Origin of the sequence: Butyrivibrio sp. (assembly GCF_017433805.1) — a bacterium.
Lineage (GTDB): Bacteria > Bacillota > Clostridia > Lachnospirales > Lachnospiraceae > Butyrivibrio.
The window spans coordinates 1-21,505 of sequence record NZ_JAFRGN010000039.1 but is presented as its reverse complement, the minus strand read 5'-3'; the positions used below and the strand labels follow the sequence as shown (position 1 = coordinate 21,505).

At 41.2% G+C, this 21,505-nt stretch carries 32 protein-coding genes and 2 tRNA genes; 1 reads left to right on the top strand and 33 read right to left on the bottom strand.

Annotated features, from left to right (window positions below; all coding sequences use genetic code 11):
* Positions 1-174 precede the first annotated feature (174 nt).
* The 25 genes from infA to rpsJ form a co-directional block, all read right to left on the bottom strand.
* Positions 175-393, bottom strand: coding sequence for a translation initiation factor IF-1 (gene infA / locus IJI01_RS10215; protein WP_013280019.1), 219 nt, complete (start codon positions 391-393; stop codon positions 175-177).
* A gap of 15 nt (positions 394-408) precedes the next feature.
* A complete protein-coding gene (map, locus tag IJI01_RS10210; RefSeq protein WP_292189670.1) occupies positions 409-1,167 on the bottom strand; it encodes a type I methionyl aminopeptidase in 759 nt (252 codons plus the stop codon).
* 18 nt (positions 1,168-1,185) lie between these two features.
* A complete protein-coding gene (locus tag IJI01_RS10205) occupies positions 1,186-1,830 on the bottom strand; it encodes an adenylate kinase (RefSeq protein WP_292189668.1) in 645 nt (214 codons plus the stop codon).
* 178 nt (positions 1,831-2,008) lie between these two features.
* Positions 2,009-3,328, bottom strand: coding sequence for a preprotein translocase subunit SecY (gene secY, locus IJI01_RS10200; RefSeq protein WP_292189665.1), 1,320 nt, complete (start codon positions 3,326-3,328; stop codon positions 2,009-2,011).
* Positions 3,328-3,768, bottom strand: a complete 441-nt coding sequence (rplO, locus tag IJI01_RS10195) for a 50S ribosomal protein L15 (protein WP_029233639.1) — start codon at positions 3,766-3,768, stop codon at positions 3,328-3,330. Before rplO ends, secY begins: the two co-directional genes overlap by 1 nt.
* Positions 3,769-3,888: 120 nt before the next feature.
* On the bottom strand, positions 3,889-4,074 hold the full coding sequence (gene rpmD, locus IJI01_RS10190) for a 50S ribosomal protein L30 (protein ID WP_013280014.1): 186 nt from the start codon (positions 4,072-4,074) through the stop codon (positions 3,889-3,891).
* A 16-nt stretch (positions 4,075-4,090) separates the two neighbouring features.
* Positions 4,091-4,600, bottom strand: coding sequence for a 30S ribosomal protein S5 (gene rpsE, locus IJI01_RS10185; RefSeq protein ID WP_013280013.1), 510 nt, complete (start codon positions 4,598-4,600; stop codon positions 4,091-4,093).
* Between the two features lie 18 nt (positions 4,601-4,618).
* Positions 4,619-4,987 (bottom strand): 50S ribosomal protein L18, encoded by a 369-nt coding sequence (gene rplR / locus IJI01_RS10180; RefSeq protein WP_026490022.1) that lies wholly within the window; start codon positions 4,985-4,987, stop codon positions 4,619-4,621.
* Between the two features lie 19 nt (positions 4,988-5,006).
* Positions 5,007-5,546, bottom strand: coding sequence for a 50S ribosomal protein L6 (gene rplF, locus IJI01_RS10175; RefSeq protein ID WP_029233640.1), 540 nt, complete (start codon positions 5,544-5,546; stop codon positions 5,007-5,009).
* Positions 5,547-5,561: 15 nt separating this feature from the next.
* Positions 5,562-5,963 (bottom strand): 30S ribosomal protein S8, encoded by a 402-nt coding sequence (gene rpsH / locus IJI01_RS10170; protein WP_013280010.1) that lies wholly within the window; start codon positions 5,961-5,963, stop codon positions 5,562-5,564.
* Between the two features lie 277 nt (positions 5,964-6,240).
* Positions 6,241-6,426 (bottom strand): type Z 30S ribosomal protein S14, encoded by a 186-nt coding sequence (locus tag IJI01_RS10165; RefSeq protein ID WP_013280009.1) that lies wholly within the window; start codon positions 6,424-6,426, stop codon positions 6,241-6,243.
* Positions 6,427-6,447: 21 nt separating this feature from the next.
* Positions 6,448-6,987, bottom strand: coding sequence for a 50S ribosomal protein L5 (gene rplE, locus IJI01_RS10160; protein WP_013280008.1), 540 nt, complete (start codon positions 6,985-6,987; stop codon positions 6,448-6,450).
* Between the two features lie 23 nt (positions 6,988-7,010).
* The gene (gene rplX, locus IJI01_RS10155) at positions 7,011-7,340 is read right to left on the bottom strand and encodes a 50S ribosomal protein L24 (RefSeq protein WP_013280007.1); all 330 of its coding nucleotides are present in this window, start codon (positions 7,338-7,340) and stop codon (positions 7,011-7,013) included.
* 12 nt (positions 7,341-7,352) lie between these two features.
* Positions 7,353-7,721: a 50S ribosomal protein L14 gene (gene rplN, locus IJI01_RS10150; RefSeq protein WP_013280006.1), complete on the bottom strand. Its 369-nt coding sequence runs from the start codon at positions 7,719-7,721 to the stop codon at positions 7,353-7,355.
* 24 nt (positions 7,722-7,745) lie between these two features.
* On the bottom strand, positions 7,746-8,000 hold the full coding sequence (gene rpsQ / locus IJI01_RS10145) for a 30S ribosomal protein S17 (protein WP_013280005.1): 255 nt from the start codon (positions 7,998-8,000) through the stop codon (positions 7,746-7,748).
* A gap of 28 nt (positions 8,001-8,028) precedes the next feature.
* On the bottom strand, positions 8,029-8,238 hold the full coding sequence (gene rpmC, locus IJI01_RS10140; RefSeq protein WP_013280004.1) for a 50S ribosomal protein L29: 210 nt from the start codon (positions 8,236-8,238) through the stop codon (positions 8,029-8,031).
* Complete coding sequence (rplP, locus tag IJI01_RS10135; RefSeq protein ID WP_013280003.1) at positions 8,228-8,665, bottom strand: 50S ribosomal protein L16; 438 nt, start codon at positions 8,663-8,665, stop codon at positions 8,228-8,230. The genes rpmC and rplP overlap by 11 nt, the downstream gene beginning before the upstream one ends.
* Entirely contained in the window at positions 8,665-9,336 is a 672-nt protein-coding gene (gene rpsC / locus IJI01_RS10130) for a 30S ribosomal protein S3 (RefSeq protein WP_292189648.1), read from the bottom strand. The genes rplP and rpsC overlap by 1 nt, the downstream gene beginning before the upstream one ends.
* Before the next feature lie 19 nt (positions 9,337-9,355).
* The gene (rplV, locus tag IJI01_RS10125; RefSeq protein WP_013280001.1) at positions 9,356-9,751 is read right to left on the bottom strand and encodes a 50S ribosomal protein L22; all 396 of its coding nucleotides are present in this window, start codon (positions 9,749-9,751) and stop codon (positions 9,356-9,358) included.
* Positions 9,752-9,781: 30 nt separating this feature from the next.
* Complete coding sequence (gene rpsS, locus IJI01_RS10120) at positions 9,782-10,072, bottom strand: 30S ribosomal protein S19 (protein ID WP_013280000.1); 291 nt, start codon at positions 10,070-10,072, stop codon at positions 9,782-9,784.
* A gap of 11 nt (positions 10,073-10,083) precedes the next feature.
* Complete coding sequence (rplB, locus tag IJI01_RS10115) at positions 10,084-10,926, bottom strand: 50S ribosomal protein L2 (protein WP_292189644.1); 843 nt, start codon at positions 10,924-10,926, stop codon at positions 10,084-10,086.
* 152 nt (positions 10,927-11,078) lie between these two features.
* The gene (rplW, locus tag IJI01_RS10110) at positions 11,079-11,378 is read right to left on the bottom strand and encodes a 50S ribosomal protein L23 (RefSeq protein ID WP_013279998.1); all 300 of its coding nucleotides are present in this window, start codon (positions 11,376-11,378) and stop codon (positions 11,079-11,081) included.
* Entirely contained in the window at positions 11,378-12,001 is a 624-nt protein-coding gene (gene rplD / locus IJI01_RS10105; RefSeq protein ID WP_292189639.1) for a 50S ribosomal protein L4, read from the bottom strand. Before rplD ends, rplW begins: the two co-directional genes overlap by 1 nt.
* Positions 12,002-12,028: 27 nt before the next feature.
* Positions 12,029-12,712, bottom strand: a complete 684-nt coding sequence (rplC, locus tag IJI01_RS10100) for a 50S ribosomal protein L3 (RefSeq protein ID WP_029233647.1) — start codon at positions 12,710-12,712, stop codon at positions 12,029-12,031.
* Between the two features lie 162 nt (positions 12,713-12,874).
* Positions 12,875-13,186, bottom strand: a complete 312-nt coding sequence (gene rpsJ, locus IJI01_RS10095; RefSeq protein WP_292189634.1) for a 30S ribosomal protein S10 — start codon at positions 13,184-13,186, stop codon at positions 12,875-12,877.
* A 623-nt stretch (positions 13,187-13,809) separates the two neighbouring features.
* Here rpsJ and IJI01_RS10090 point away from each other — a divergent pair.
* Positions 13,810-14,676: a class I SAM-dependent methyltransferase gene (locus IJI01_RS10090; RefSeq protein WP_292189631.1), complete on the top strand. Its 867-nt coding sequence runs from the start codon at positions 13,810-13,812 to the stop codon at positions 14,674-14,676.
* A gap of 98 nt (positions 14,677-14,774) precedes the next feature.
* On the opposite strand, the gene IJI01_RS10085 is transcribed toward IJI01_RS10090, so the two are convergent.
* From IJI01_RS10085 to IJI01_RS10050, 8 genes are all read right to left on the bottom strand, one after another.
* Positions 14,775-15,542 (bottom strand): GTP pyrophosphokinase, encoded by a 768-nt coding sequence (locus IJI01_RS10085; protein WP_292189628.1) that lies wholly within the window; start codon positions 15,540-15,542, stop codon positions 14,775-14,777.
* Between the two features lie 175 nt (positions 15,543-15,717).
* Positions 15,718-16,953: an AfsR/SARP family transcriptional regulator gene (locus IJI01_RS10080; protein ID WP_292189621.1), complete on the bottom strand. Its 1,236-nt coding sequence runs from the start codon at positions 16,951-16,953 to the stop codon at positions 15,718-15,720.
* Between the two features lie 31 nt (positions 16,954-16,984).
* The gene (locus IJI01_RS10075) at positions 16,985-17,206 is read right to left on the bottom strand and encodes a hypothetical protein (RefSeq protein WP_292189619.1); all 222 of its coding nucleotides are present in this window, start codon (positions 17,204-17,206) and stop codon (positions 16,985-16,987) included.
* A 269-nt stretch (positions 17,207-17,475) separates the two neighbouring features.
* On the bottom strand, positions 17,476-18,405 hold the full coding sequence (locus IJI01_RS10070; protein ID WP_292189616.1) for a DUF1848 domain-containing protein: 930 nt from the start codon (positions 18,403-18,405) through the stop codon (positions 17,476-17,478).
* A 100-nt stretch (positions 18,406-18,505) separates the two neighbouring features.
* Positions 18,506-20,026 (bottom strand): sensor domain-containing diguanylate cyclase, encoded by a 1,521-nt coding sequence (locus IJI01_RS10065; protein ID WP_292189613.1) that lies wholly within the window; start codon positions 20,024-20,026, stop codon positions 18,506-18,508.
* On the bottom strand, positions 20,023-21,090 hold the full coding sequence (locus tag IJI01_RS10060; protein ID WP_292189610.1) for a substrate-binding domain-containing protein: 1,068 nt from the start codon (positions 21,088-21,090) through the stop codon (positions 20,023-20,025). The genes IJI01_RS10065 and IJI01_RS10060 overlap by 4 nt, the downstream gene beginning before the upstream one ends.
* Positions 21,091-21,244: 154 nt before the next feature.
* Positions 21,245-21,330: transfer RNA gene (locus tag IJI01_RS10055), tRNA-Leu, on the bottom strand.
* 59 nt (positions 21,331-21,389) lie between these two features.
* Positions 21,390-21,462 (bottom strand) — tRNA-Val (locus IJI01_RS10050).
* Positions 21,463-21,505 lie beyond the last annotated feature (43 nt).

The following is a 21,505-nucleotide window of genomic DNA, read 5'->3' as shown; positions in this document are numbered from 1 at the left end:
TATGTCTCCCATTGACATGTTTCGCTCGAAATAATCTTTACATGCAGCAATCTTGATTTCTAAAGGATACTTAGCCATAAAAAATCCCCCTAAAGGAGACTTTGGATATTTCCATTGTCTACTTTAGGGGAATCATATCAGAAACTTGCATCTGACTTCTTATTATTTATCGGCTTACTTATCTCTCCAGATAATTCTTCCCTTTGTAAGATCATATGGAGAAAGCTCAAGTGTAACCTTATCACCAGGTAAAATTCTGATAAAGTTCTGTCTGAGCTTACCACTAATATGTGCTAAAACAACGTGTCCATTCTCAAGCTCAACCTGGAACATTGTGTTAGGAAGCTTCTCAATTACTTTTCCTTCAATTTCAATTACATCAGCCTTTGACATTCTTATCCTCCTTGTTCAAGACCTTTCCAATGTTAGTATCTCTGGTTCGCCATCTGTGATGGCAATAGTATTCTCATAATGTGCTGCAAGTGAACCGTCTACAGTAACTACAGTCCATTCATCATCAAGCCAGCCAACATAGCGCTCACCCATTGTGATCATAGGCTCTACGCAAATTGTCATACCTTTGCGAAGCTTAACGCCTCGGAAAAACTTTCTATAGTTCGGAACTATTGGATCTTCATGAAGTGAAGTTCCTATTCCATGACCAGTAAGTTCTCTTACTATTCCATATCCATGAGGTTTAATGTAGTCATCAATCGCTCTGGATATATCATGCAATCTGTTACCTGCCCTGGCCTTCTTGATTCCTTCAAAAAAGCTTTCTCTGGTAACATCTATGAGCTTCTGGGCCTCATCACTTATCTTGCCAACACCCCAGGTCCTGGCAGCGTCTGAATGATAACCCTTATATATAAGCCCTGTGTCAAAGGTAACTATGTCACCCTCTTGCAGGATTCTATCGGCACTTGGAATTCCGTGAACAACTTCGTCATTCACAGAAATACACACAGAAGCGGGAAATCCCTCATAGTTCTTACAGTTAGGAATTCCTCCCAGAGCACGGATAGTCTTTTCACCTATCTCATCGAGCTCAAGCGTTGAGATACCGGGACGAACAGCGGCATGAAGTTCTTCATGAACCTTAGCCAAAAGCTGCCCAGATTGTCTCATAAGATCAATTTCTTCATCTGTTTTAATAGTTATAGCCATATATAAAACACCAAGATATTATGCATTAAGAATATTAACTATATCGCTAAATACTTCCTGCATATCCTTTGTACCGTCAACTGTCTTCAAAATATTCTTCTTATCGTAGTACTCGATAAGAGGCTGTGTCTGCTCATGGTACACTGACAGTCTGTTCTGAACTGTCTCAGGCTTGTCGTCTTCTCTAAGTACCAGCTCGCTTCCACATTTATCGCATATTCCCTCAGTCTTAGGTGGAATATGTTCAATATGATAAGTAGCGCCACACTTAAGGCATGCTCTTCTGCCTGACATTCTGCGAACGATATTCTCATCTGGAACATCTACATTAACTGCAAAGTCAACCTTGTCACCAAGCTTAGTAAGCTCGTTATCAAGAACATCTGCCTGTGGAATAGTACGTGGGAATCCATCAAGAACATATCCGTTCTTACAATCATCATTAGCTACTCTGTCGAGGAGAAGCTGAACTGTAAGCTCATCAGGAACAAGAAGTCCCTTGTCCATGTACTCCTTAGCTTTCTTGCCAAGTTCTGTACCATTCTTGATATTAGCTCTAAAGATATCTCCAGTAGAGATGTGTGGGATATTGTATTTATCCGCGATCATCTGAGCCTGTGTTCCCTTGCCTGCTCCAGGCGCACCCAACATAATAATTTTCATACGTAATAGCCCTCTCAAGTAATATTTGTTTTATTACACAACCTTCATTATAAAACATAAGTACTAAATCTGCTAGAAAAATCTTGGCTGCGAGAGGATTCTTTTGATTTTTCTTAGTTAAAAAAAGAGGATATAGTAAACGCTACAAGCGAATACTATAACCTCTTTACATTAAATCTTAGTCTTCCAAGAAGCCCTTGTAATTACGTACCAGCATCTGAGACTCAATCTGCTTGATTGTCTCAAGAATAACGCTTACCACGATGATAAGGCTAGTTCCGCCGAATGAAACACTGGCACCGAACACACCATTAAAGAAGATAGGCAATACACCAATGATTGTAAGGCCACAAGCTCCGATGAAAATGATGTAGTTCAAAATGCTTGTAAGGTAATCACTTGTAGGCTTACCTGGTCTGATACCAGGAATAAAGCCACCCTGCTTCTTCATATTATCTGCAATCTCAAGTGGATTGAAGGTAATTGACGTATAGAAATACGCAAAGAAGATAAGCAATAAGATGTATACTACTAAACCAAGTGAGTAATTCCAGTGATTTGGATTACACCAGTTACTCTGGTTAAGATATGCAATAAACTTGCCCCAGAATCCTGTTCCATTATAACCAACTAACTGGCTGATAATGATTGGGAACTGGAATAAAGACATTGCGAAAATAATAGGCATAACGCCTGCTGTATTGACCTTGAGAGGAATCTCTGAACGGTTTCCACCGTATGTCTTCCTACCCTGGATCTTCTTAGCATACTGAACAGGAATTCTACGCTCAGCGCCGTTAAGAAGAACAACCAATACTACCATTGCAACTATAACTGCAAGAATGATTATAGCTGATACAACTCCCCTAGCAATAGCCTTGCCGTTTACGAACTGCTCGTAAAGGGCCTTCAAATCTGACGGCATTCTTGAAAGAATGTTGATAGTCAGAACAATTGAAATACCGTTTCCTACCCCATTGTCTGTGATTCTTTCACCAATCCACATCAGGAATGCACTACCAGCTGTAAGGGCTGCTACAATCTGGATTACGAGGAAGATAGACTGCTCTGTGAGGAAGCCTGTGTTCCTGTAAAAACCGATTGCCATTGCAATGGATTCGATAAGAGCTAAAGCAACTGTTACATATCTTGTAAGAGCTGTAAGCTTCTTTCTTCCATCTTCGCCATCTCTCTGCCACTCCTCAAACTTAGGAATAGCGATTGTGAGAAGCTGAATGATAATGGAAGATGTAATGTATGGTGTGATATTGAGTGCCAGGATTGACATGTTCTCAAATGATCCACCAGTAAATCGATCCATAAAGCCAAATGAATCACTTTCAGTAAGATTCTTAAACCAATTCTGGAAAACTGATACGTTCATTCCAGGTACAGGAATAGCAGATCCTAATCTGATTACACCAAGCATACAAATGGTGAAAAGAATCTTATTTCTTAATTCCTTGACTTTTAATGCATTCATTAGGGACTTAAACATTAGATCACCTCTGTTGTTCCACCAAGAGCCTCGATCTTCTCCTTAGCTGATGCACTGAAAGCATTAGCTTTAACCGTAAGCTTCTTAGTAAATTCTCCGTTGCCAAGAATCTTCACGCCGTCAAGTTCCTTCTTGATGATTCCCTGGTCCTTGAGTGCCTGAATATCAACAACTGCTCCGTTGTCAAATACTTCAAGTGCGCTAAGATTGATGCCTACGATGTTCTTGTGGTTGATGTTCTTGAAGCCTCTCTTAGGAAGTCTTCTGAAAAGTGGCATCTGACCACCTTCGAAACCAAGTCTTGGAGCTCCTGAACGAGCCTTCTGTCCCTTGTGTCCCTTACCAGCAGTCTTGCCGTTTCCTGAACCATGACCACGGCCTCTTCTAAAATTATCGCTCTGCTTTGAACCCTCAGCAGGTCTTAAGTTGGATAATTCCATGATATTCCTCCTTATAAAACCCGGAGCTCGTACCGCTCAGCGCAGCGCACTTTTATATTATACACCACTCGCGTATACATGGAACAGCTCCGGTAACAATTTTTGCATCTTTTTTAGAGATTAGATCTCTTCTACCTTAACGAGGTGTCTGATCTGCTGAATCTGACCTCTTGTTGCAGAGTTATCAGGAAGTTCAACAGAACTGTTAAGTTTCTTGAATCCCATTGATTTAACTGTTGCTACCTGCTTTGGAATAGCACCGATAGTTGACTTAACCAATGTGATCTTAAGCTTCTTATCTGCCATTGATTTTCTCCTTCTATTAAGCGGTTACTTCTGCTACAGACTTACCGCGCTTTGCTGCAACTTCTTCTGGTGTCTTTAACTGAGCAAGGCCATTGATTGTAGCATAAACAACGTTCTGCTTGTTGTTTGAACCAAGTGACTTTGTTCTGATGTTTCTGATACCTGCAAGCTCACATACAGAACGAGCAGGACCACCAGCGATGATACCAGTACCTTCTGGAGACTTCTTAAGTAAAACCTCAGCAGAGCCGAACTTACCTACGAAATCATGTGTAATACTGTTGTTCTCATCAAGAGGAACAGTAATAAGGTTCTTTGTAGCATCTTCCTTACCCTTACGGATAGCATCTGGGATTTCAGTTGACTTTCCAAGACCAACACCAACGTGACCATTGTTGTCACCAACTACTACAAGCGCTGTGAACTTCATGTTACGTCCACCCTTTACAACCTTTGTAACGCGCTTGATCGTTACAACTTTATCTGTCAATTCGAGCTGACTTGCATCTACGATATTACGCTTCATTTTGTGTTTTCTCCCTTCTTAGAATTCCAAGCCAGCTTTTCTAGCAGCCTCGGCCAATGCTTCTACCTTACCGTGGTAGATATAACCGCCTCTGTCAAATACAACGGCCTTGATGCCCTTCTCAAGAGCTCTCTTTGCAACAACATCACCGATCTTTGTTGCAGCCTCAATGTCGTCTGTATTCTTAAGCTCAGCCTTGATATCTTTTTCAAGAGTTGAAGCAGATACAAGTGTCTTGCCGGCAACATCATCAATAACCTGTGCGTAAACATGATTATTGCTTCTAAAAACAGCGAGTCTTGGTCTCTCAGCTGTTCCGCTAAAACGATTACGGATCTTCATGTGCTTCTTTACACGAATTTCCTGTCTGGATTCTTTACTAACCATTTTGCACTCTCCTTATCTATTATTTCTTACCGGTCTTACCAACTTTACGTCTGATAACCTCATCAGCATACTTGATTCCCTTGCCCTTATATGGCTCTGGAGCTCTCTTCTCTCTGATGATTGCAGCGTGCTGGCCAACCGCCTCTTTGTCGATACCCTTAACTGTGATTACCTGACCCTCTACAACTGTCTCAACTCCCTCAGGATCAACAAGTTCTACTGGGTGAGAATAACCAAGTGTAAGAGAGAGTGTCTTGCCGTTTTTAGCAGCTCTGTAACCTACACCGTTTACCTCAAGCTTCTTCTCGAAACCTTCTGTTACACCAACAACCATGTTGTTGAGAAGGCTTCTTGAAAGGCCGTGTAAAGCTCTTGTCTTCTTCTGATCGTCAGGTCTCTTAACTTCGATCTGACCGTCTTCCTGTGAGAAAGAAATCTCAGCAGGGAAAACTCTTGTAAGGGTTCCCTTAGGTCCCTTAACAGTCACCTTATTATTTTCTGCAACTTCTACTGTAACTCCAGCAGGAACTGCGATTGGCATTTTTCCAATTCGTGACATGCCCGTACCTCCAATTTACCAAATGAATGCAAGAACTTCGCCACCAACCTGAAGTTCTCTAGCTTTTTTATCAGTTACAACGCCCTGGTTTGTAGAAATGATAGCAATACCAAGACCACCTAATACTCTAGGAAGCTCATCCTTGCCTGCGTATACACGAAGACCAGGTTTTGAGATTCTCTTAAGACCAGTGATAACCTTATCGTTTCTGTCAGCACCGTACTTAAGTGTGATGTGAAGATTCTTGAATGCTCCATCTTCAACAACGTCTAACTTCTTAATATATCCCTCTTCAAGAAGAATGTTTGCAATAGCAAGCTTCATCTTTGAAGATGGTACATCAACAGTGTCATGCTTTGCAGTGTTTGCGTTACGAATTCTTGTAAGCATATCTGCAATAGGATCGTTCATTGCCATTTTAAAATTGCCTCCTTAATTATTTTTGCTTCGCCTTACTACTCCCCGAATTGAGCAGAGACACGAAGCCGCAATGTGAATGATATTGGTGTCATAAGACACAAATGCGTACATGTTTACATGTTAAGCATTTTGTCTTAATGACCCTAACAAATATGAGGAATTTGCACGATAGTGCTCATTCCGAATGTTTGTCGAATTGCGAAAGCAGTTATTCTGCGGAGCAATTCGAATATCATGCTAAAAAAGTTAATTAGTTACAGTATGATACCAGTGATTACCAAGATGCCTTACGAACACCTGGAATCTCGCCCTTATATGCAAGTTCACGGAAGCAAATTCTGCAGATTCCGTACTTTCTAAGATAAGCATGAGGACGACCGCAGATCTTACAACGGTTGTAAGCACGTGTTGAGTACTTTGGTTTCATCTGCTGCTTCAACTTCATGGATAATTTAGCCATGTGTTATATTCCCTCCTATAATTACTTTGCAAAAGGCATATTGAACAGTGTAAGAAGCTCACGAGCCTCCTCATCTGTCTTAGCTGTTGTTGTGAAAATGATATCCATACCTCTTGTCTTGTCGATCTTATCGTACTCGATTTCTGGGAAAATGAGCTGCTCCTTGATACCAAGTGCATAGTTTCCTCTTCCATCGAATGAGTTAGGGTTGATACCTCTGAAGTCACGTACACGAGGAAGTGCAAGGTTTACAAGACGATCAAGGAAATCGTACATCTTGTCACCACGAAGTGTTACCTTACATCCGATAGGCATACCCTCTCTCAGTTTGAAGTTAGCGATAGACTTCTTAGCCTTTGTAATAACAGGCTTCTGGCCAGAAATAATAGCCATATCATTTGCAGCGTTCTCAAGAAGCTTAGCATTTTCCTTAGCTTCTCCAACACCCATATTGATAACGATCTTGTCGAGCTTAGGAACTTCCATTACGTTCTTGTAACCGAACTTCTTTGTCATAGCATCAACGATCTCGTTCTTATATAAATCCTTATATCTACTCAACGTTATATACCTCCTTTCTTAAATTAGTCGATAACCTCACCAGTCTTTTTAGCGATGCGGCTCTTCTTTACAACCTTACCATTCTCATCTTTCTCAACCTTGAATCCGATCTTGGTAGGCTGTCCGTTATGAAGATACATAACATTTGAAATATCAAGCGCAGCTTCGCGCTCAACAATTCCGCCATTAGGATTCTTTGCAGAAGGCTTCTCGTGGCAGATGGCCTTATTAACGCCTTCTACGATAACCTTTCCATTCTTCTTATCAACTGAAAGGACTTTTCCTTCCTTGTCGATTTCACCACCGGCGATAACCTTAACCATATCACCCTTTTTGATCTTACTTGTTGACATATGGGCGCCTCCTTATAATACTTCCGGAGCGAGAGAAAGGATCTTCATGAACTTTTTCTCACGAAGCTCTCTAGCTACGGGTCCAAAAATACGTGTTCCCTTAGGCGTACCATCTTCATTGATAACAACAGCAGCGTTCTCATCAAATCTGATGTAGGAACCGTCCTTACGACGTGTCTCTTTAACAGTACGAACGACAACAGCCTTAACAACATCACCCTTCTTTACAACTCCACCGGGTGTTGCTTCTTTAACAGAAGCAACTATTGTGTCGCCGATTCTCGCATATCTTCTTGTAGATCCACCCATAACACGGATTGTAAGAAGCTCTTTAGCACCTGTGTTATCAGCGACCTTCAGTCTACTTTCCTGCTGAATCATGATATTTCTCCTTTTATTTTTGTATTACTTTGCACGTTCAATAATGGATACAAGTCTCCATCTCTTATCCTTGGAGATAGGCTTTGTTTCCATGACCTTAACTGTGTCACCGATACGGCACTCATTGTTCTCGTCATGAGCCTTAAGCTTGTAAGTTCTCTTTACGATCTTCTTGTAAAGAGGGTGCTTAACATGGTCCTCAATGGAAACTGTGATGGTCTTATCCATCTTATCGCTTGTTACTTTACCAACACGCGTTTTTCTTAAATTTCTTTCCACGATTATTTCTCCTTATTCAGTGTGAGGCTTAGTTTGCAGCCTTAGCATTCTGTGTGATTACAGTCTGGATTCTTGCAATATTTCTTCTTACTTCTTTAATTCTTGCTGTATTATCCAACTGGTTTGTAGCGTTCTGGAACTTAAGGTTAAAAAGCTCTTTCTTTGCAGAAACAAGCTCTGTCTGGAGCTCTTCAGCAGACTTAGCCAGAAGCTCTTCTACATACTTATTAGTTTTCATTAGATACACCGCCTTCCAAATCAGCCTTAGAAACGATCTTGCATCTGCAAGGAAGCTTATGTGTCGCAAGACGAAGAGCTTCTCTAGCATCGGCCTCGGCAACTCCGCCGATTTCGAACATTACACGACCTGGCTTAACAACAGCTACCCATCTATCAGTTGCACCCTTACCAGAACCCATACGTGTTCCGAGAGGCTTTAATGTGATAGGCTTGTCAGGGAAGATTTTGATCCAAACCTGACCACCACGCTTGATGAAACGTGTCATAGCTACACGGGCTGCCTCAATCTGGTTTGAGTTGATCCAGCAAGGCTCAAGCGCAACAATTCCGTACTCACCGTAAGTGATCTTGTTACCACGAGTAATTTTATGAGCCATTGAACCGCGGAACTGCTTGCGGTGCTTAACTCTCTTTGGCATTAACATTATTTATCGCTCCCTTCCTTATCTGAATTCTCACCTGCTCTAGTTGGAAGTACTTCACCCTTGTAGATCCATACCTTAACACCAACCTTACCGTAGGTTGTATCTGCTTCAGCAAAACCATAATCGATATCTGCTCTGAGTGTCTGAAGAGGAATTGTTCCCTCGCTGTAGAACTCTGAACGAGCGATATCAGCGCCGCCAAGACGACCTGAGCAGCATGCCTTGATACCAAGTGCATCTGTCTTCATTGTTCTGCTCATGCAAGACTTCATAGCTCTTCTGAATGATACACGGTTCTCAAGCTGCTGAGCGATGTTCTCTGCAACAAGCTGTGCATCCTTATCAGGCTTCTTGATTTCCTTAATGTCAACAAGAACCTTCTTGTCTGTGAGCTTTGAAAGCTCTTTCTTGGTTACTTCGATTTCAGCACCGCCCTTACCGATAACAACACCAGGCTTAGCTGTGTAAACGATAACCTTAACTCTATCTGATGCTCTTTCGATCTCAATCTTAGAAACACCAGCTGCATATAACTTCTTCTTCAGAAATTTTCTGATATTGTAATCTTCTACCAGATTATTGGCGAAATCAGCAGACTCAGCATACCACTTTGAGTCCCAGTCAGCGATAACACCAACTCTGAGGCCATGAGGATTAACTTTCTGTCCCATTTCTAGGTTCTCCTTTCAATTATCTCTCGTCCAAAATAACAGTCAGATGACTCATTCTCTTGTTGATTCTGTATGCTCTGCCCTGTGCTCTAGGCTGAATTCTCTTCATGATAGGGCCGTTGCTAGCAGTGCACTCAGCAACATAAAGATTTGCTCTGTTCATACCTTTGTTGTTCTCTGCGTTAGCTACAGCGCTTGCAAGAAGCTTGTAGATTACGCTAGAAGCATATCTAGGATTGTACTCGAGAATTGCAAGTGCAGTCTCTACATCCTTACCTCTGATAGCATCCATGACAAAGCATGCCTTCTGAACAGGTATTCTTGCGTAAGATAACTTTGCAAAAGGTCTTGTTTCTTTATTGTCACGATTTCTTTCTCTTTTGATCTTTGATCTATGCTTGATCTCCATTTCCATGGATATTTCCTCCTTTCATCGAACGAATAATTAGTTTACGCTGCTCTTTCTCTCTGCGGGAGAATTTCCAGCATGTCCTCTGAATGTTCTTGTAGGAACAAACTCACCAAGCTTGTGTCCAACCATATCTTCAGTAACATATACAGGAATATGCTTTCTTCCGTCATGAACAGCAATTGTGTGTCCAACAAAAGACGGGAAAATTGTAGAACGACGTGACCATGTCTTAACAATCTGCTTCTGGCCCTCAGCGTTCATAGCATCTATCTTCTTAAGCAGGCTTGCGTCTGCAAAAGGTCCCTTTTTAAGTGATCTAGACATTTTATTCCTCCTTATTTGATAGCCTTACCGTTTCTTCTTCTTACGATCAGCTTGTTAGAAGCCTTCTTAGCCTTACGTGTCTTATAACCAAGAGCTGGCTTACCCCATGGTGTGCTAGGACCAGAACGTCCAATAGGTGCTCTACCTTCACCACCACCGTGTGGATGGTCGTTAGGGTTCATAACAGAACCACGAACTGTTGGGCGGATACCCATGTGACGAACACGACCAGCTTTACCATAGTTAATAAGGTTGTGATCACCATTTCCTACAACACCGATTGTTGCACGGCACTCGATAGGAACCATTCTCATTTCGCCTGAAGGAAGACGAAGTGTTGCATACTTACCCTCTTTAGCCATAAGCTGAGCAGCGTTACCAGCTGATCTAACCATCTGGCCACCCTTTCCAGGATAAAGCTCAATGTTGTGTACATTTTCACCGACAGGAATCTGTGAAAGTGGGAGGCAGTTACCAACACGGATCTCTGCGTTAGCACCGTTCATAACTGTCATGCCATCTGTTAATCCGTTAGGTGCAAGGATATAAGCCTTTGTGCCATCCTCGTACTGGATAAGTGCGATATTAGCTGATCTGTTTGGATCATACTCAATTCCGATAACCTTTGCAGGCATATCGTCCTTGTTTCTCTTGAAATCTACGATTCTGTACTTAACTCTGCCGCCGCATCCACGATGTCTAACAGTAATCTTACCCTGGTTGTTACGACCAGCTTTGCTGTTCTTTGAAACAATGAGGGACTTCTCAGGAGTTGACTTTGTGATCTCTGAGAAATCTGATCCAGTCATGTTTCTTCTGGATGGGGTATATGGGCCATATTTCTTAATTCCCATGATTATTTCTCCTTTTTATTTATCACGCATCGAATGAATTCTCATTTGAATCCCGGACTCACTCTGGATTCGTGCGTATAGTTATTGTTACATCGAATCATCTATGATGATTCGTCGCGCCGACCGCTTCCTTGTGCGGTCGTGTGCATTTATCAGAGTCCCTGGAAGATCTCGATGTCCTTGCTGTCTTCTGTCAGCTGAACGATTGCCTTCTTAGTCTTAGCTGTGAAACCAACGATCATGCCACGTCTCTTTCTCTTACCAGCGGCGTTGATTGTGTTTACCTTAGCAACCTTTGTTCCTTCGAACATCTTCTCTACAGCTTCCTTGATCTGTGTCTTGTTAGCTTCAGGATTAACAAGGAAAGTGTACTTCTTCTCTGCCATGCCGTTCATGCTCTTCTCAGTAAGAACTGGCTTAAGGATTACGTCATAATACTGTAATGCTGCCATTAGCAATACACCTCCTCAATCTTTGCAACTGCATCCTTTGTAAGGACGAGTGTTCTAGCGTTTACGATATCATACACATTAAGTGTGTTTGTAAGTGTTGTGTTAGCCTCAGCAAGGTTTCTTGCAGAAAGTACTACGTTCTGATCGTTGTCAGCAAGTACAACAAGTGCCTTACGTGTAGCCTTGAGGTTGTTCATAACCTCTGCGAATCTCTTTGTCTTGATCTCATCAAACTTGAGCTCGTCAACAACAACGATGCTGTTGTTCTGAACCTTATCTGTAAGAGCAGACTTAAGAGCAGCTCTCTTCTCTTTCTTGTTCATCTTGAAAGAGTAATCTCTTGGAACTGGAGCGAATACAACTCCGCCGCCCTTCCACTGAGGTGCTCTGATAGATACCTGTCTAGCATGACCTGTTCCCTTCTGTCTCCAAGGCTTTCTTCCGCCTCCGGAAACTTCAGAACGTGTCTTTGCTTTCTGTGTACCCTGGCGGTTATCAGCGAGCTGCTGAAGAACAGCCATGTGTACGAGATGTTCATTTACTTCAACTCCGAAGATAGCATCGTTTAAATCGATCTTGCCAACTTCTTTGCCTTCCATATTGTAAACAGATACATTAGCCATCTGTATGGTTCCTCCTTTCGCGTTCTATTAGCCTACAACCTTAACGGTTTCCTTGATTGTAACAAGTCCCTTCTTAGGTCCAGGAATAGCGCCCTTTACAAGAATAAGATTCTTGTCAGCATCTACTCTAACAACCTCAAGATTCTGAACTGTTACCTTTACACTGCCCATGTGACCAGGCATTCCCTTGCCCTTGAATACGCGGCTAGGATCTGAACTTGAACCATTAGAACCCTGATGACGGTGGAACTTGGAACCGTGTGCCATAGGTCCTCTGTGCTGACCATTCTTCTTAATAGCACCCTGGAATCCTTTTCCCTTTGAAATAGCTGTTGCATCAATCTTATCGCCTTCAGCGAAAACATCAGCCTTAATCTCTGCACCAAGTGCATACTCTGCAGCGTTCTCAAGCTTGAACTCTCTTACATATCTCTTGCAAGAAACTCCAGCCTTCTTGAAATGTCCCTGCTCAGCCTTTGTTGCACCGTGACGGTGGTAGATTGTCTTGTTACCATTCTTGTCCTTGTTAACAACCTTTTCCTTCTTGTCAACAAATCCAACCTGAACTGCGCTGTAACCATCATTCTCAACTGTCTTGATCTGAGTTACTACGCATGGTCCTGCCTGAAGAACAGTTACAGGAACCAGTGAACCATCTTCTTTGAAGATCTGGGTCATTCCGACCTTAGTAGCTAAAATAGCCTTCTTCATGTGTTTTACCTCCTTATTACGTCTACAGCGGATGCTTACTTCGTTCGCAATGTCGCTTTAATTGCCATTTGCAATTCTCCAGTTGTCACGGCATCATGCGTCTCGCATCATACTAGTAGAGGTGAATCGATTGTTTCTTTATAATAACAACCTTATCGGTTATTATTTCATCTTGATATTGATGTTTACACCAGCTGGCATCTCGAGTCTCTGAAGAGCCTCAACTGTCTTAGATGTTGGTGTAATGATATCGATAAGTCTCTTGTGTGTTCTCTGCTCGAACTGCTCTCTAGAATCCTTATACTTGTGAACAGCTCTTAAGATAGTAACAACTTCCTTCTTAGTAGGAAGTGGAACTGGTCCAGAAACCTGTGATCCGTTCTTCTTGACTGTCTCGATAATCTTCTTGGCAGATGCATCAACAAGCTGATGATCATAAGCCTTAAGTGTGATTCTCATTACCTGAGTTGCCATAAAAAAAGTCGCCTCCTTTTCGCACTGTTTGAATTAAGTACGACAAGCGGTGACTGTACACTCTCCCGTGTGTGTCATGATCCTCAATACATAATAAGGCTCATACTTCTACACGTCGTTTCTGCCTTGGGTTAGTCGGCAGACTTCAATTTACTGTACAGTGACTTGTCGTCAGTTTGTTTGGCCTTTGTAACCGGCCTCTAGACATTCGCTCCACGGAAAACCTGCTCAACTGGATAAGCAGCAACCTCACGCTTCATAGCTATCATGTCACAGCGTTATTGAGTATAAATCATTTCGGTCTGATATGCAACAACTTTTTTAAAATTAATCACTTTTATCACAAAATCAGCGTTTTTCGACTGGATTTCTTGATCTTTTTTAATCTTTTACCAAATCCATAGTCTTACTTAATGACTTAAACTCCCTTAAGTAGTAAAATGTGATTCGTTGTCTCAAAATTTACTATATAATATAGTAGAAACAAGATTGAGCAGCTGGTATCACTTTTACTGCCAGACCCAAGTACAGATGATATCACAATACTTTCAGAATGACTATTATCAAACTATAAACAATTATTAACAGTTTATAATCTCAAATATTAAGGAAGGAATTCGAATATGTGGATTGCAGACGGATGGAAAGATTATGAAGTAATAGACACTTCAAGCGGTGAGAAGCTTGAGCGCTGGGGCGACTATATGCTGGTTCGTCCAGATCCCCAGGTCATTTGGAATACAGAGAAAAAGCATTTTGGCTGGAAGAAGTGGAATGGCCACTATCACCGTAGCAACAAAGGCGGCGGTGACTGGGAATTCAAAAACCTTCCTGAAGAATGGTCCATTGGCTACAAGGAGCTTACTTTTAATCTGAAGCCATTCAGCTTTAAGCATACAGGTCTTTTCCCTGAGCAGGCTACTAACCGGGATTGGTTCTCTTCATTAATAAAGGAAGCAAACAGACCTATCAAAGTTCTTAATCTCTTCGCCTACACAGGTGGAGCTACAGTATCAGCAGCAAAGGCAGGCGCAAGCGTAACTCACGTGGATGCTTCCAAGGGAATGGTCGGCTGGGCCAAAGAGAATGCTGCTTCTTCAGGACTTGCTGATGCGCCTATCAGATATCTGGTAGATGACTGTGTTAAGTTCGTAGAAAGAGAAATCAGACGTGGCAACAAATATGATGGTATCATCATGGATCCTCCATCCTATGGTCGTGGACCTAAGGGCGAGATCCGGAAAATCGAGGAATCTGTTTTCCCATTTGTTCAGCTCACATCTCAGCTTTTGTCCGATGAACCTCTCTTCTTCCTGATCAACTCATACACAACAGGACTTCAGCCAGCAGTTCTTTCATACATGCTTCACACTGTTCTCGATCCAATCCATAAGGGAACTGTTGAGGCTCAGGAGATTGGTCTTCCAGTTAAGAGCAACGGACTTGTTCTTCCATGTGGTGCCAGCGGCAGATGGACAGCGCAGAACTGATTATATAGACTGGCGCTGCCAATAAATCAATAATATGTCAAAAGAAAGACTGAGTATCTTCTATATGATAAATATATAGAAAGTACTCAGTTTATTTTTTAATACTGTGCATCTTCACTTGCATCAATCTTCTCACGAATCTGCTGCATTCGAAGATCTAACTGATTGATAAGGTCAGCACTAAACTTAAGATCATCAGAAATAACTTCCTGATTCTCGATATTCTTTTTATATTTCATCTTGTGTTCCAGGCTGGCCCAGAAATCCATCGCAATGGTTCTGAACTGAACCTCAACCTTCATATACTCTTTTTCCTGAGTAAGGAAGATTGGTATCTCAATGATAAGATGAAGGCTTCTGTATCCACTGTCCTTGGGATTTTCAATATAGTCCTTGCGCTGCAGAACTGTAATGTCATCCTGCTGAGCAAGGCAATCAGCCAGCATATAAATATCATCAACAAAAGAACAGATGACTCTGATTCCCGCTATATCTGACAAGCTGTTTCTGACATTCTCAAGGGTAAAATCAATGTTTCTGCCACGAAGTTTCTTGTAAATACTAACTGGGGTCTTAATCCTCATCTTGATTGATTCAAAAGGATTTCGGTTGTTTCTCAGTGATAATTCTTTATTCAGTACATCAAGTTTGGTTCTGACTTCTGATAACGCACATTCATATTTCATCATCAAAATCTGAAAGTCTTTAACCTGATCCTTCATTCTGAGGATCTTCTCTATTTCATCAGATGAAATATCTTTGATGTCTACGAGACCATCGAGTTCTTCCAGTTCCTCTATATCGTCCATATCATCGGTCAGTTTGGTAAAATCTATCTTAGAATAGTCTTTATGGTTCAGCGCCATAGACTTCACATCCTTTCTAACGCATAGTCCTAATCATAGTATACCAAGATTCTTTGAATGATGTATGAAGTAAATATAAAGTTTTTGTAAGAGCCCAAAATTCCGCGTAGCATAACGCCACGCGGAACCCTCATAGTGAAAACCACAATAACCCCCTATTGTGTTTATTCCATATTTATTCGCCAACTGCCAGCTTCTCAGGCAGATCAGCAAGTGAAACTACACTGTACTCAATCTCAGCTCTTGGACCAGCGAGCATTTTGTACTTGTTGAGAATTCTTCTGTAAACAATCTTGCAGCTCTCTTTGCTGGTACCAACAAGGAGTAAAAGAAACTGTGAAGAAGAATACTTACAGTATGTATCACCCTGTCTAAGAGTAATTGAAATTGCCTCCTGAAGTAGCTTACCTCTGATCTCAAGCTTGTTCTGGTTCGCAATCTTTTTACCCTCATAATCAACAAGTGTAAGAAGCATCATATAAACGGACTGGCCACTTCTCTCCATGTTGCGGCTAAGGATATGATATGCATCTATAAAGCTTGGGTATGAGCAGTCATACGCAATGCCTTCATTTCTGGAAATGCTCACACGTCTCTCGAGAATATCATCTCTGATCTGTAGAATCTTGCTAGGCATATTTGTGATCTGCCTGCTCATCTTGTCGTAACATTCAAGAAGATCGTTACTTGGAGTGATTCCAAGCTCATCAGTATAATATCTTACTGTCTCATCATAGATTCTATACGCTTCTTTATAGTTATCCATTCCGATAAGGGCATTTATTTCACCAATCTGCCACTCATCATCAGGATAAAGATCTGCTGCCTTCTTATATACTTTGTAGGTAGCATCAAAATCTTTTCTCTTTTCATAATATTCACCAAGTGCAACCACGCATTCAGAATACATTTTCTGAAGCTGTACGCTCTTGATGATAACCCATTCCTGCGTAGATAACTCAGGGAGAAGTTCTGATCTGTAGAGATCAAACGCTGCTCTGTAGTACATCATTTCTTCGGCAGGATCAGTAGCCTGTCTTGCCTGCATAACGTTCATCATGAAGCTTCCAGCATCAGACTCAACCTCTACCTCGTCATCTATGTAAAAATATCCATCTTTGTTGACGATATATTCACACTCTGGAAGTCCTGATTTCTTCAGCTGCTTGTGCATCTGATAGATCAGATTGTTAAAACTGTTGTTGATATTGGACTGCTCTTCTCTGTCGTAAAGAGTATTTACAAGGCTATCCCTTGACACACCCTGTGGACCACTCAGCCACACAATCTCTAACAGCTGTATGTATTTGGAAGTCTTATTCTTACCGATGGAAATATTCCTTCCCTCGTAGTTTATTGAAAGGCCTCCGAATAATTGAATTTGAAGTTTAACCTTATTCCCTTGAGTCATATCAATACCTCTACTGGTCAACACGGATAACTTAATTAACTTCCTGCTCTGCTAACTCTGCTCTGTTTCCGATGTAGCTGCAGACACCTATGCTGTCACTACTAAGATCGCTGTTGTCTGCCCTAAATTTAGACCATTTACAACACCAACACTCTCTCATAGGTACCAACGCCCCATCATCCGGCTCCCAATGTTCACAGCAGTGATTCTCCGGAACTATTAAATTGCCTTCATTGTCGTACTTAAATTCCATACTAAGCTCCTCTTAAAAAAGAAGACATATATATTTCTTACAATTATAATCTAGCATGAAAAAATATTTCATATATAGCAAATGTCGCAGATTGCATTTTTTTTGTCGCAGATTGTATTTTTATGATTGATCAGTAGAAAAAACCGCTATCACTGCCATACATTAAATTAAAGGAGGAGCACTTTGCCCCTCCTTTAAAACTTTATTTCAAAAGTCACAACACTGTCAGGAAAAGAGATACAAGCGTCCCGTCAGCAGGTGAATAGAACTTACCAAATTAGTTTTAACTGCCCATCTATCCAGCTCTTTTGCTCTGCCTTATGAATCTCATCCTCTGGTCTTACATTGCCAATAAGAAGAGGTGAATGTGGGTCATGATTAGCATGGTTATCTAATACCGTTTTCGCATCATAATTGGCATAGCAATATCTGCACATATGAAGGCAGGTGTTGTACATTCCTATATCACCGCCAAGATAACATGCACAGGAAGCTCTGGCTCCTTTACCCTTAGGGAATACCATAGTATTGTGAATTGCCTTTTCATAAATAGGCTGAGTCATGCATCCGCTGCAATCTGCTCCGAATCTTTCAAGCTCTGTCCCCTCACCACAGGGCCTAAGAACCATTCCATTCTCCTTGGCTATTTGGACCATATGCTCTCCAAGGTAGAGCCTGTCCTCTTTTTCCACAACCTTGGCTTCCGGGAAGTTCTTTTTTACCTTCTGATACAGATCAATAAAGCTGATAACAGCAGTCTCTGTGTATCCATCAAGAGCTCTGGCTATCTTATCAAACTGTTCCAGATGATAGTCTCTGGTATACTTCTCATCAAGGAAAATAGGATCATAGCGCCATCCCATGGAATCCACGCCGGCAAATTCCGAAAGCCTCTTGAAGGTCTCTACCACTTCCATGGAATCAGGAACATTTGGCTCTATGTCCCTTCCAAAACCTGTAATTGTCACATACCAGTACGTCCCATAAGGTTTTAACAACTCCAAATGCTCCAGCATAGGCTTAGGATTCTTGGAACAAAAGCATATGAGATCTACTACTGCAGGATTAAGATCGTATTTAGTTATGTATGTCATATTAAATGGATTTCTGACATAGACATAGCCTTCCTTTAATCTGTTGGCAAACCATTCAGAATAAAAAGCTGGTATGTCTGTCCTTGATCCGGATTGAATTATCATTTTTTTACCTCTCCATACAGATTCATGATATATCAGCACAACAAAAAAGAGAAGCATCGCTGCTTCTCTCTTTATTCCTTTAATAGGATTCTAATTATCTTTACTGCTGCGTTTTGGATTCATCAAATTCTCTTGTTCTTGCTCCCATGCTCTTTAATTCTTTTTTGCGCTCATACATAATATGATCCGCTCTTTCGAATATATCATGCAGTTGCTCATCCTCAGGGTGAAGCACTGAACAGCCAATGGAAATAACAACCTTATTTTTCTTGATATTTTCTTCTACCTGCCTATCAAAGGCTGCAATTATTTCATCCCTCGTATCGTATCCTTTTCCCATCAAAATAACTACGAACTCATCACCACCAGTTCTATATACTGACCCATGGGAAAAAATATCGCAAATAAGAGCACTTGCCTCCTTGATAAGTTGATCACCAGCAGCATGTCCTTTTGTATCATTGACATATTTAAGACCATTTATGTCACATGCAACAAGTGCAAGCTTATCAATAGTTCCTTCTCGAATCCTGTTATTTAACTGGGATTCTGTCTCCATATAAGCGTGCTTATTTCTGACTCCCGTCATTGAGTCAGTATTTGCCATACTCCTAAAGGCTTTGCTGTTCTCTTTTTCTTCATCCAGTTTTTCGTTAGCAACACGCCTTATCATGTAGAATAATATAGCTGAGAAAATGGTAGCTACTACAAGCAGGGATAATATCTGAATGCGGTTAGTAAGAAGACTCTTTTCACTGATCTCCTGAATCTGATCCTGAATAACACTCTCGCGGATCATTACAACCAGCTCCCAACCGGTGTCAGGCACAGGCTCGTAGCATATAGTATCCACTACATCATTTATAGTAAAAGTCAGTGTTCCTCTTTTATTATTTGCGAAATCATCACGAAATGAATTCCACTTTTCCTCAGAAACATTCTCTTTTGTAGCATTAAAAATATTCTCTGTCCCGATAAGCGGACCAAGCTCTGTCTCAGAAATATTTCCACCATTTGTAGAATACAGCGCAAAATTCGTACTTTCCTGATCATCAAAAGCAAGCAGCTCAACTATATCGTTAATATCTATCTGAACAAAACAGGCTTTAAACTTTTTGTCCATTATCTTTATATCTACCGGGATTGCCAGACAAAGATCAATGGATGAACCATAAACAAAGACAGTACTTATCATTTTGCTATCCAAACTCTTCTTCGCAAGGAACGGATGTCTGCTACCGCCTGTATATGTAGTATACTGCGTATAAACAATATCATCCTCATCAACAAGCGCAAAACGATTAAGAGACAACAGCCTCTTCATTCTTCCAATTGCCTCTCGAAGATCATCCTGAGATTCTATCTTTTCGCCATCTATGACGCTTACAGCCTTTTCCATATAGTCAAAATTATTATTGATCAGGTTTGTAATTGTCTTGGCACGTCTGTCTGCCATAGATTCAAGATAAAACGCACTTACAGCAGACACAGCCTGATTTGTAGACGAAATAGCCTGTTTAGAAGCCCAATACGTATTGGCGATTACCATTACCATGATAAGAGCACTTCCTATCGCCGCAGTTATAGTCACTGCCTTTTCAGTAATCCTCTTTCTTTTCATTGTGAAACATCTCCATACAAGACCTCAAGCATAGGCACAGCATCATCCTGGTAGATAATGGTTGTACTTTCATCAGTCTTGTCCGGGAAAAGATCTCCTGGTAAATTTCCATCTGCGATTTTTACAGCAACCTGCAATGTATCAAAACCAATAGAATAGCAGTCTTGTACTCCAAGACAATAGATAACACCATCTTTGAGATAATTAAGAGCCTCCTGATCATGATCCATTCCTACGATCACTGCCTTACTTCCAAGCTCTGTAACTGCTCTGGCTGCCCCAACAGGATTACTCATATTACAACATACAAAGCCTGCAATATCAGGATTATCCTTAAGCATCTTTACAGCCAGTTCATAGGCCTTATCGATGAAGTCCATATCATACTCAACTGCTACTATTTCCATATCTTTATATTTGGCAATAGTATCCTTTGCTCCCTTTGCTCTGTCTTCATGACATGGAGCTCCGTAGCTTCCAACAAGTATTCCTATCTTACCTTTGTAGCCAAGCTTCTTGCATAACGCTTCTGTTAAGTCTACTCCATCCTGATAGTTATGAGTATTTCCTACGTATGCAATCCTCTTACAATCAGGAGCTGCATCAGAGCTGGAAAAAGTCATGACCTTATTGCCTGAAGCCACCATTTTATCCAGTACAGGAGATATCTTCTCCTCATCTGCCACGTCTACTCCAATTACATCGTAATTACCTTCCTGAGCCTGTAATAATCTCTTAGTCTGATCCTCGTAGGAAGCTGCATCTGGGGCCATATACTCATAAGTAATAACTATGCCCTTTTCAAGATACTTCTTCTGAGCATCCTCCATTCCAAGCGCAACAGCATCCCACCACGGATGAACTATCTTATAAGTAAAGTAGAAATTATATTTCTTCTTGGCCGGTTCGTAATCATCAAGACTATGTTCAAAATCTACAACACTATCAGTGGCGTCCACCTTTACTCCAGTATCCGCAGCATATCCGCTACTAGTACATGCAACAACAAGACAAAATGCTACTATCAGAGCTTTGCGAAATATGTTATTCATCTTTTCAGCCATAGCATTCCTCCTTGTAGACATAGTTATAAATAAATATAATATTCTACAATAAATGATACTATATTCCGCTAGTTTGTATTCTTAAATATGTATTAAAGTATTTATAACAAAAAATAAGAGAAACGTAATCACTTACGTTTCTCTTTCTATTTAATGCCGGCGACCGGGGTCGAACCGGTACGGGTATCACTACCCACGGGATTTTAAGTCCCGGGCGTCTGCCTATTCCGCCACGCCGGCATTTACCATATTAAGTTCTGGTAAAAAATACGCGATATGCATCGAGCATATCGCGTGAGTGGGGCCTACAGGGCTCGAACCTGTGACCCTCTGCTTGTAAGGCAGATGCTCTCCCAGCTGAGCTAAGACCCCAAATTAACTGGGTATATTCGGATTTAAACAAACCTAGTGGAGC

Excerpts from the sequence above, each read along its gene's own strand:
- infA (WP_013280019.1), bottom strand. The coding sequence starts at position 393 with ATGTCAAAGGCTGATGTAATTGAAATTGAAGGAAAAGTAATTGAGAAG.
- map (WP_292189670.1), bottom strand. The coding sequence starts at position 1,167 with ATGGCTATAACTATTAAAACAGATGAAGAAATTGATCTTATGAGACAA.
- IJI01_RS10205 (WP_292189668.1), bottom strand. The coding sequence starts at position 1,830 with ATGAAAATTATTATGTTGGGTGCGCCTGGAGCAGGCAAGGGAACACAG.
- secY (WP_292189665.1), bottom strand. The coding sequence starts at position 3,328 with ATGTTTAAGTCCCTAATGAATGCATTAAAAGTCAAGGAATTAAGAAAT.
- rplO (WP_029233639.1), bottom strand. The coding sequence starts at position 3,768 with ATGGAATTATCCAACTTAAGACCTGCTGAGGGTTCAAAGCAGAGCGAT.
- rpmD (WP_013280014.1), bottom strand. The coding sequence starts at position 4,074 with ATGGCAGATAAGAAGCTTAAGATCACATTGGTTAAGTCAACTATCGGT.
- rpsE (WP_013280013.1), bottom strand. The coding sequence starts at position 4,600 with ATGAAGCGTAATATCGTAGATGCAAGTCAGCTCGAATTGACAGATAAA.
- rplR (WP_026490022.1), bottom strand. The coding sequence starts at position 4,987 with ATGGTTAGTAAAGAATCCAGACAGGAAATTCGTGTAAAGAAGCACATG.
- rplF (WP_029233640.1), bottom strand. The coding sequence starts at position 5,546 with ATGTCACGAATTGGAAAAATGCCAATCGCAGTTCCTGCTGGAGTTACA.
- rpsH (WP_013280010.1), bottom strand. The coding sequence starts at position 5,963 with ATGGCAATGAACGATCCTATTGCAGATATGCTTACAAGAATTCGTAAC.
- IJI01_RS10165 (WP_013280009.1), bottom strand. The coding sequence starts at position 6,426 with ATGGCTAAATTATCCATGAAGTTGAAGCAGCAGATGAAACCAAAGTAC.
- rplX (WP_013280007.1), bottom strand. The coding sequence starts at position 7,340 with ATGTCAACAAGTAAGATCAAAAAGGGTGATATGGTTAAGGTTATCGCC.
- rplN (WP_013280006.1), bottom strand. The coding sequence starts at position 7,721 with ATGATTCAGCAGGAAAGTAGACTGAAGGTCGCTGATAACACAGGTGCT.
- rpmC (WP_013280004.1), bottom strand. The coding sequence starts at position 8,238 with ATGAAAACTAATAAGTATGTAGAAGAGCTTCTGGCTAAGTCTGCTGAA.
- rplP (WP_013280003.1), bottom strand. The coding sequence starts at position 8,665 with ATGTTAATGCCAAAGAGAGTTAAGCACCGCAAGCAGTTCCGCGGTTCA.
- rpsC (WP_292189648.1), bottom strand. The coding sequence starts at position 9,336 with ATGGGACAGAAAGTTAATCCTCATGGCCTCAGAGTTGGTGTTATCGCT.
- rplV (WP_013280001.1), bottom strand. The coding sequence starts at position 9,751 with ATGGAAATGGAGATCAAGCATAGATCAAAGATCAAAAGAGAAAGAAAT.
- rpsS (WP_013280000.1), bottom strand. The coding sequence starts at position 10,072 with ATGTCTAGATCACTTAAAAAGGGACCTTTTGCAGACGCAAGCCTGCTT.
- rplB (WP_292189644.1), bottom strand. The coding sequence starts at position 10,926 with ATGGGAATTAAGAAATATGGCCCATATACCCCATCCAGAAGAAACATG.
- rplW (WP_013279998.1), bottom strand. The coding sequence starts at position 11,378 with ATGGCAGCATTACAGTATTATGACGTAATCCTTAAGCCAGTTCTTACT.
- rplD (WP_292189639.1), bottom strand. The coding sequence starts at position 12,001 with ATGGCTAATGTATCTGTTTACAATATGGAAGGCAAAGAAGTTGGCAAG.
- rplC (WP_029233647.1), bottom strand. The coding sequence starts at position 12,712 with ATGAAGAAGGCTATTTTAGCTACTAAGGTCGGAATGACCCAGATCTTC.
- rpsJ (WP_292189634.1), bottom strand. The coding sequence starts at position 13,186 with ATGGCAACTCAGGTAATGAGAATCACACTTAAGGCTTATGATCATCAG.
- IJI01_RS10090 (WP_292189631.1), top strand. The coding sequence starts at position 13,810 with ATGTGGATTGCAGACGGATGGAAAGATTATGAAGTAATAGACACTTCA.
- IJI01_RS10085 (WP_292189628.1), bottom strand. The coding sequence starts at position 15,542 with ATGGCGCTGAACCATAAAGACTATTCTAAGATAGATTTTACCAAACTG.
- IJI01_RS10080 (WP_292189621.1), bottom strand. The coding sequence starts at position 16,953 with ATGACTCAAGGGAATAAGGTTAAACTTCAAATTCAATTATTCGGAGGC.
- IJI01_RS10075 (WP_292189619.1), bottom strand. The coding sequence starts at position 17,206 with ATGGAATTTAAGTACGACAATGAAGGCAATTTAATAGTTCCGGAGAAT.
- IJI01_RS10070 (WP_292189616.1), bottom strand. The coding sequence starts at position 18,405 with ATGATAATTCAATCCGGATCAAGGACAGACATACCAGCTTTTTATTCT.
- IJI01_RS10065 (WP_292189613.1), bottom strand. The coding sequence starts at position 20,026 with ATGAAAAGAAAGAGGATTACTGAAAAGGCAGTGACTATAACTGCGGCG.
- IJI01_RS10060 (WP_292189610.1), bottom strand. The coding sequence starts at position 21,090 with ATGGCTGAAAAGATGAATAACATATTTCGCAAAGCTCTGATAGTAGCA.